Source organism: Bradyrhizobium sp. LB8.2, assembly GCF_040548035.1.
Lineage (GTDB): Bacteria > Pseudomonadota > Alphaproteobacteria > Rhizobiales > Xanthobacteraceae > Bradyrhizobium.
This window is the reverse complement of record NZ_JBEPQV010000022.1, coordinates 124,301-130,461: the sequence shown is the minus strand read 5'-3', so window position 1 is coordinate 130,461 and position 6,161 is coordinate 124,301. Positions and strand designations below refer to the sequence as shown.

Sequence of the window (6,161 nt, the reverse complement as noted above, 5' to 3'; positions counted from 1 at the left end):
CAATGCGCGCCGACAAGACCGACCAGAGCTTCACTTCAATGATCTATCTGGCCGCGGCCGCGATAAACTCCAGATGAATCCCAACAGACCCTAGAACGTGGCATCGGAATCTATTTTAGAGTTGGCCAGCGGGGGTTCATTCTTCCGGTCGGTGCCCAGCCGCCTTGCGTCGCTAGTACGGCGGAGACCCTGAAGGCGTTCGTCGACGAAGCCCGCTCCAATTTCGGAATGAAGCTGACCGGGGGCGGCTGGGGTGAAGCTTTCTGACCGAAGCATTGTCGCCTGCGCCAATCCAACCCCTCGGGCAAAACACCGCCCCGTCCCAAAACCGTCAATCCCCTGTCGCGAAAATATTCCACTTTACCGAAATTCGGAATTGCGGTATCAATCCCCCATCCCGGTCCGGGGAGAGGGGCGGTCGTCCGTCGTAACGAAACGTGGATCGGGGTGCGGTGGACGCGGCAGCGTCGGGCACGCGAAGGCGGGATCAGGGCGAGATGAACCTCGTGAGATCCTTGCTGCGTGCGGACGAACGGCGCCGATGCGTACGGCAAAATCGTGTGGTCCTGGCCGTCGTTGCTACGGTCAAGCCTTGCGGAGATGGATCGGGGCTCTACCGGGTCTCGAGCCATCGCCAATTCGCAAGGCGACGGTGACAAAAAGGAACTCGTCGCCGGGGAGAGCGCGGCATAAGCCGTCAACCCACTGCGCAGGGAAGGCCGAGTGATTGGCTACACCTGTATGCTGCTGTGCGGTTCTTCCTGCGTGTGCTTTCGCGCAGCGGACCGCGGGTGCCAGCCGGCACCCGGTCTTCCCTGCGCTCTCTTCACAGAAGAGGGCTACGGCAAATAGCAAAACTCGGGCGTTTGTTGCCGCGAGAATGCTGATCTGTGCGTGATTTGACCCAGGGAATGGTGCTGCCAGACAGGATTGAACTGTCGACCTCTCCATTACCAATGGAGTGCTCTACCACTGAGCTACGGCAGCATGTGCTGGGATCGAGAATCGGCCGCCACGAGGGGCCTACCAAGCGGGCCGATATCTGCCACAAGCCCCCCGCCTGTGCAAGCTTGCAGGCCCCGCCAAAGCGATAAAATCAGGTCGATATCGGGCCCAAAATGCTTGTTTTGGCTCGAAACGGCCGCCTTTCCGCGGATTCGGTTCCGATATCCCACCCAACTGGCCAGTTGCCCGATGCGCCGGATTCGATCCATTTCGATTTTCGCACGATCGGATCGCGCGGGCCTCTTGAGCTGCCTTATTCCTCGGGCATGTTATCGCGGGATCACTGGTAATGGACCCCGATGGCTGACGAGAACGACAAGAGCACGAAGCAGGACCCGCGACAGGACCGGGCGTCCCGCGACGACCGGCTGAAATCGGCCCTGCGCGAAAATTTGAAGCGGCGGAAGGTGCAGGCGCGCGAACGCGCCGCAAGCACCGAGCCCTCGCAGAACGAAGATAATTCCCTAGATGATGGGACCGCTGGCAAGACCGGCGGCTAGAAACCGGCGGCTGGAATTTTTTGGAGTGCATGGACGTGGCAATGGGGCAGGACGAATCGCAACGACCCGACGGTGACGCGCAGATGTCGCGGTTCACCCGCCCTGAACAGACCTTTCCGACGCTGACATCAGCCGAGATCGAGCGTGTCAGGCATTTCGGCGAGGTTCGCCTCTATGCCGATGGCGAATTCCTGTTCGAGACCGGCAAGCCCGGGCCGGGCATGTTCGTCGTGCTGAAGGGCCACGTCGCCATCACCCAGCGCGACGGCCTTGGTCACGTCACCCCGTTGATCGACCAGGGGCCGGGACAATTTTTGGCGGAGCTCAGCCAGCTCTCGGGACGGCCGGCGCTGGTCGACGGCCGCGCCGAAGGCGATGTCGAGACGCTGCTGTTGCCGCCCGAGCGCCTGCGCGCGCTGCTGGTCGCCGAGGCCGAGCTCGGCGAGCGCATCATGCGCGCGCTGATCCTGCGCCGGGTCAATCTGCTTCAGGGCGGCGTCGGCGGTGTCGTGCTGATCGGTCCCTCGCATTCGTCAGGTGTGGTGCGGTTGCAGGGTTTCCTCACCCGCAACGGCCAGCCGCATCATCTGCTCGATCCCGAGCGCGATCGCGACGCCGCCGATGTTATCGCGCGTTATTCGCCCAAGCCGGAAGACTGGCCGCTGGTCGTCACCCCCGATGGTGCGGTGCTGCGCAATCCCGGCGAAACCGAGCTTGCGCGCGCCATCGGCATGATCGGCGGCCCGCGCAACGACCGCATCTACGACGTCGCGATCGTCGGCTCCGGTCCGGCCGGGCTCGCCACCGCGGTGTATGCCGCGTCCGAAGGCCTCTCGGTTGCCGTGCTCGACACCCGCGCCTTCGGCGGCCAGGCCGGCGCCAGCGCGCGCATTGAAAACTATCTCGGCTTTCCGACCGGAATTTCCGGCATGGCCCTGACCGCGCGCGCCTTCAACCAGGCGCAAAAGTTTGGCGCGGAGATCATGATCCCGGTGACGGTGAAGTCGCTCGACTGCACGCGCAAGGATGGCGCCTTTTCGGTGGCGCTTGACGGCTGCGACCCCCTGCATTCGCGCGCGGTCGTTGTCGCAAGCGGCGCGCGCTATCGCCGGCCCGAGATCGAGAATCTCGACAAGTTCGAAGGCCGCGGCGTCTGGTACTGGGCGTCGCCGGTCGAGGCGAAGCTGTGCGCAGGCGAGGAAGTCGCGCTGGTCGGTGCCGGCAACTCCGCGGGGCAGGCGGCCGTGTTCCTGTCGGGGCATGCCAAGCGCGTGCTGATGATCATCCGCGGCGGCGGCCTGGGCGCCAGCATGTCGCGCTATCTCATCGAGCGCATCGAAGCGACGCCGAACATCGAATTGATGTTCAACACCGAGATCACGGCGCTCGAAGGTGACGAGGCCTCGCTGCTGCGTCGCATCCGCTGGAAGAGCCGGCTCTCGACCGACGAGGATTTTGCGGACGTCCGCAATCTGTTTTTGTTCGTCGGCGCCGATCCCGCCACCAACTGGCTCGACGGTTGCGGCGTGACGCTCGATCGCGGCGGCTTCGTCGTGACCGGCGCGCAGTCCGAGCAGAACCAGGGCCGGCTGGTCGCGCCGCTGGAGACCTCCGTGCCCGGGGTCTACGCCGTCGGCGACGTCCGCTCCGGCTCTGTCAAGCGCGTCGGGGGCGCCATCGGTGAGGGCGCGCAAGTCGTGGCCTCCCTGCACGGTTTCCTCGGTGACGCCGCAAAGCCGGCGCTTTAGAGCACGATCCGGAAGAGTGTGCAGCGGTTTTCCGAAAAGATCGTGCTCAAACGATGAGTCAAGTAGAAGACAAGCAGATGGCAAGGCGAATGTGACTTGCCATCTTGCCGTGTCATACGTGACTATCCCGTCATCCTGAGGAGCCGCGACAGCGGCGTCTCGAAGGATCGAGGCCCAGCTGCCAAAGCCGGGCCTGCATGGTTCGAGACGCGTGCTTCGCACGCTCCTCGCCATGAGGGTCTATAAACAAAACGCTTAACGGGAGGACTACATGGCTGAAATCGTCGTGCTGTATAAAACGCCCACGGATCCTGCGGCCTTCGACAAGTATTATGCCGAGACCCACATTCCGCTCGCCAAGAAACTTCCAGGCCTGAAGAAGTACGCCATCAGCAAGGGGCCGGTCGGCTCCCCCGCCGGACCGTCCGGAATCCATCTGGTCGCCATTCTCACCTTCGACAGCGCGGCCGACATCCAGGCGGCATTCGGCAGCCCGGAAGGCAAGGCGACCGGCGCTGACGTGCCGAAATTCGCCAGCGGCGGCGCCGACCTGCTGATCTTCGACACCAAGGAAGTGTGAGTTCGTCTTGCATCGGCCCGCCGATGGCGGGCCGATGTTGCGATGTTCGATTCAACTTTCCTCGAAAACCTGCCGTCGTTTGTGACAGCGGTGCAAAAAAATAAAGCATGCGTTTGTCGATTCGCACGACGGTGCATGGCCGCACGCGCATATGTGACACCGGCGCAGGTGGCAATTCGATGAGGACCGTAATACTATCTTTCCGATCTCAATGCGAGACGAGTAGGAGAGATGTCATGATTCTTGGGTTGAGCTTGCCCGCCTTCACGATGGTGCATGTCATCATCAGCCTGATCGGCATCGCAGCCGGCCTCGTCGTGATGTTCGGCCTGCTCGGCTCGAAGCCGATGCCGGGCCTCACCGCGATCTTCCTGCTGTTCACGATCCTCACCAGCGCCACCGGCTTCCTGTTTCCGTTCCAGGAGCTGCTGCCGTCGCACATCATCGGCATCATTTCGCTGGTGCTGCTCGCGATCGCCTGCATCGCACTGTACGGCATGAAGCTCGCTGGCGTCTGGCGTCCGGTCTACATCGTGACCGCGATGATCTCGCTGTATTTCAATGTCTTCGTGCTGGTGATCCAGTCGTTCCTCAAGGTGCCGGCGCTTGCCGCGCTCGCGCCCGCAGTGCCGCCGGCGCCGCCGGGAGGCCCCGTGTTCGCCGTGGTGCAGGGCATCGTGCTGGTGTTCTTCGTGGTGCTCACCGTCGGCGCCTGGCGCCGCTACAAGCCGATGGCGTTCGTCTGATCGTTCAAGGAGCCTAGCAATGCCTACCATCACCACCAAGGACGGCGTCGATATCTTCTACAAGGATTGGGGAAGTGGCCAGCCGATCGTGTTCAGCCATGGCTGGCCGCTGTCGGCCGACGATTGGGACACGCAAATGTTGTTCTTCGTCGCGCGCGGCTACCGCGTCATCGCCCATGACCGCCGCGGCCACGGGCGTTCGTCGCAGGTCTCCGACGGCCACGACATGGATCATTATGCCGACGATCTCGCGGCGGTGACGGCGCATCTCGACCTGAAGAATGCGATCCACGTCGGCCACTCTACCGGTGGCGGCGAAGTCGTGCACTACATCGCGCGCCACGGCGAGAGCCGGGTGGCGAAGGCTGCAATCCTCTCCGCCGTGCCGCCGCTGATGGTGCAGACCGCGGCCAATCCCGGCGGCCTGCCGAAGAGCGTGTTCGACGGTCTCCAGGCGCAACTCGCCGCCAGCCGCACGCAATTCTATCGCGATCTCCCCGCCGGCCCATTCTACGGCTACAATCGCCCCGGCGCAAAGCCGTCGGACGCGGTGATCCAGAACTGGTGGCGCCAGGGCATGATGGGCGGCGCGAAGGCGCACTACGACGGCATCGTCGCGTTCTCGCAGACCGACTTCACCGAGGATCTGAAGAAGATCAACGTGCCGGTGCTGGTGATGCACGGCGACGACGACCAGATCGTGCCTTACGCCGATTCCGCGCCGCTCTCGGCCAAACTGTTGAAGAACGGCACGCTGAAGACCTACAAGGGTTTTCCGCACGGCATGCCGACCACGCATGCCGAGACCATCAACGCGGACCTGCTGGCGTTCTTCAAGGGGTGAGCGGCCTCACTCCAATATCGCTCTGATCGCATCGAAGGTGCGCTTGACGAAAGCTTCCGGCTTCTCCCGCGCACCTTCGCCGATCCAGCTCTCGCCGCCGACGCGCATCGCGCCGGTGGCGATCATGGCGACGAGCCGCGCCTTCAGCTTATCCGATTTGGTTCTGGCGCGCTGTGAAAGCCCCTCGGCCAGGGCGTGCTCGAGCTTCTCGTATTTGAGCTGGTCGCGTGCCCGAAGCGCGGGGTTGTCGCGCTTGAGCCGCGACATTGCCGCAGCCTCCGCCGGATCGATCCGCTTGAGCGCCGCCGCGATCGCGTTCTCCGCCGCGGTCAGCATGGATTCGCCCGCAGGCCGCCCGACGACCTCCGCGACCAGCGCGGCGGCTGCGCCCTCCTGCCAGGCGGACACCACGTCCTCCTTCGAGGCGAAATAATGGAAGAAGCTGCGTCGCGACACGTCCGCCGCGGCCGCGATGTCGTCGATGGTCGTGGCCTCGAAGCCGCGCTCCAGGAACAGCGCCATGGCCGCGCGGGCCAGTCGCTCGCGGGTCTCCTGCAGCTTGCGCTCGCGCAGGCCGGGGCCATCGGGGGATTTTACCCCTGCCGGCAACGGCTTGGCGCGCTTGTGGGCTGATTTCCTGGCGACCTTCGAAATCTTCAAATCATTTCACCTCTTGCAAACTTGCACCCAGTGCACATTTAGACCCGTCGCGGGCCTTTTCCCAGCGCCGACGGAGCT

General features: G+C 63.7%; 6 protein-coding genes and 1 tRNA gene. 5 read left to right on the top strand and 2 right to left on the bottom strand.

Features of this window, described 5'->3' with window-relative positions; all coding sequences use genetic code 11:
- Positions 1 to 912: 912 nt before the first annotated feature.
- Positions 913 to 987: transfer RNA gene (locus ABIB06_RS25125), tRNA-Thr, on the bottom strand.
- Positions 988 to 1,304: 317 nt separating this feature from the next.
- Here ABIB06_RS25125 and ABIB06_RS25120 point away from each other — a divergent pair.
- The 5 genes from ABIB06_RS25120 to ABIB06_RS25100 all read left to right on the top strand — a co-directional run bounded on the left by ABIB06_RS25120 (position 1,305) and on the right by ABIB06_RS25100 (position 5,423).
- Complete coding sequence (locus tag ABIB06_RS25120) at positions 1,305 to 1,505, top strand: hypothetical protein (RefSeq protein ID WP_354050448.1); 201 nt, start codon at positions 1,305 to 1,307, stop codon at positions 1,503 to 1,505.
- A 41-nt stretch (positions 1,506 to 1,546) separates the two neighbouring features.
- A complete protein-coding gene (locus ABIB06_RS25115; protein ID WP_354050446.1) occupies positions 1,547 to 3,253 on the top strand; it encodes an FAD-dependent oxidoreductase in 1,707 nt (568 codons plus the stop codon).
- Between the two features lie 271 nt (positions 3,254 to 3,524).
- Positions 3,525 to 3,833 (top strand): EthD family reductase, encoded by a 309-nt coding sequence (locus tag ABIB06_RS25110; RefSeq protein WP_247351310.1) that lies wholly within the window; start codon positions 3,525 to 3,527, stop codon positions 3,831 to 3,833.
- Positions 3,834 to 4,069: 236 nt separating this feature from the next.
- A complete protein-coding gene (locus tag ABIB06_RS25105; RefSeq protein ID WP_354050444.1) occupies positions 4,070 to 4,579 on the top strand; it encodes a hypothetical protein in 510 nt (169 codons plus the stop codon).
- Positions 4,580 to 4,598: 19 nt separating this feature from the next.
- The gene (locus tag ABIB06_RS25100; protein WP_354050442.1) at positions 4,599 to 5,423 is read left to right on the top strand and encodes an alpha/beta fold hydrolase; all 825 of its coding nucleotides are present in this window, start codon (positions 4,599 to 4,601) and stop codon (positions 5,421 to 5,423) included.
- Positions 5,424 to 5,429: 6 nt separating this feature from the next.
- On the opposite strand, the gene ABIB06_RS25095 is transcribed toward ABIB06_RS25100, so the two are convergent.
- Positions 5,430 to 6,083 (bottom strand): TetR/AcrR family transcriptional regulator, encoded by a 654-nt coding sequence (locus ABIB06_RS25095; protein WP_354069895.1) that lies wholly within the window; start codon positions 6,081 to 6,083, stop codon positions 5,430 to 5,432.
- Between the last annotated feature and the right edge of the window lie 78 nt (positions 6,084 to 6,161).

Bases quoted from the DNA above. Each gene is read 5' to 3' on its own strand.
- ABIB06_RS25120 (WP_354050448.1), top strand. From the start codon at position 1,305: ATGGCTGACGAGAACGACAAGAGCACGAAGCAGGACCCGCGACAGGAC.
- ABIB06_RS25115 (WP_354050446.1), top strand. From the start codon at position 1,547: ATGGGGCAGGACGAATCGCAACGACCCGACGGTGACGCGCAGATGTCG.
- ABIB06_RS25110 (WP_247351310.1), top strand. From the start codon at position 3,525: ATGGCTGAAATCGTCGTGCTGTATAAAACGCCCACGGATCCTGCGGCC.
- ABIB06_RS25105 (WP_354050444.1), top strand. From the start codon at position 4,070: ATGATTCTTGGGTTGAGCTTGCCCGCCTTCACGATGGTGCATGTCATC.
- ABIB06_RS25100 (WP_354050442.1), top strand. From the start codon at position 4,599: ATGCCTACCATCACCACCAAGGACGGCGTCGATATCTTCTACAAGGAT.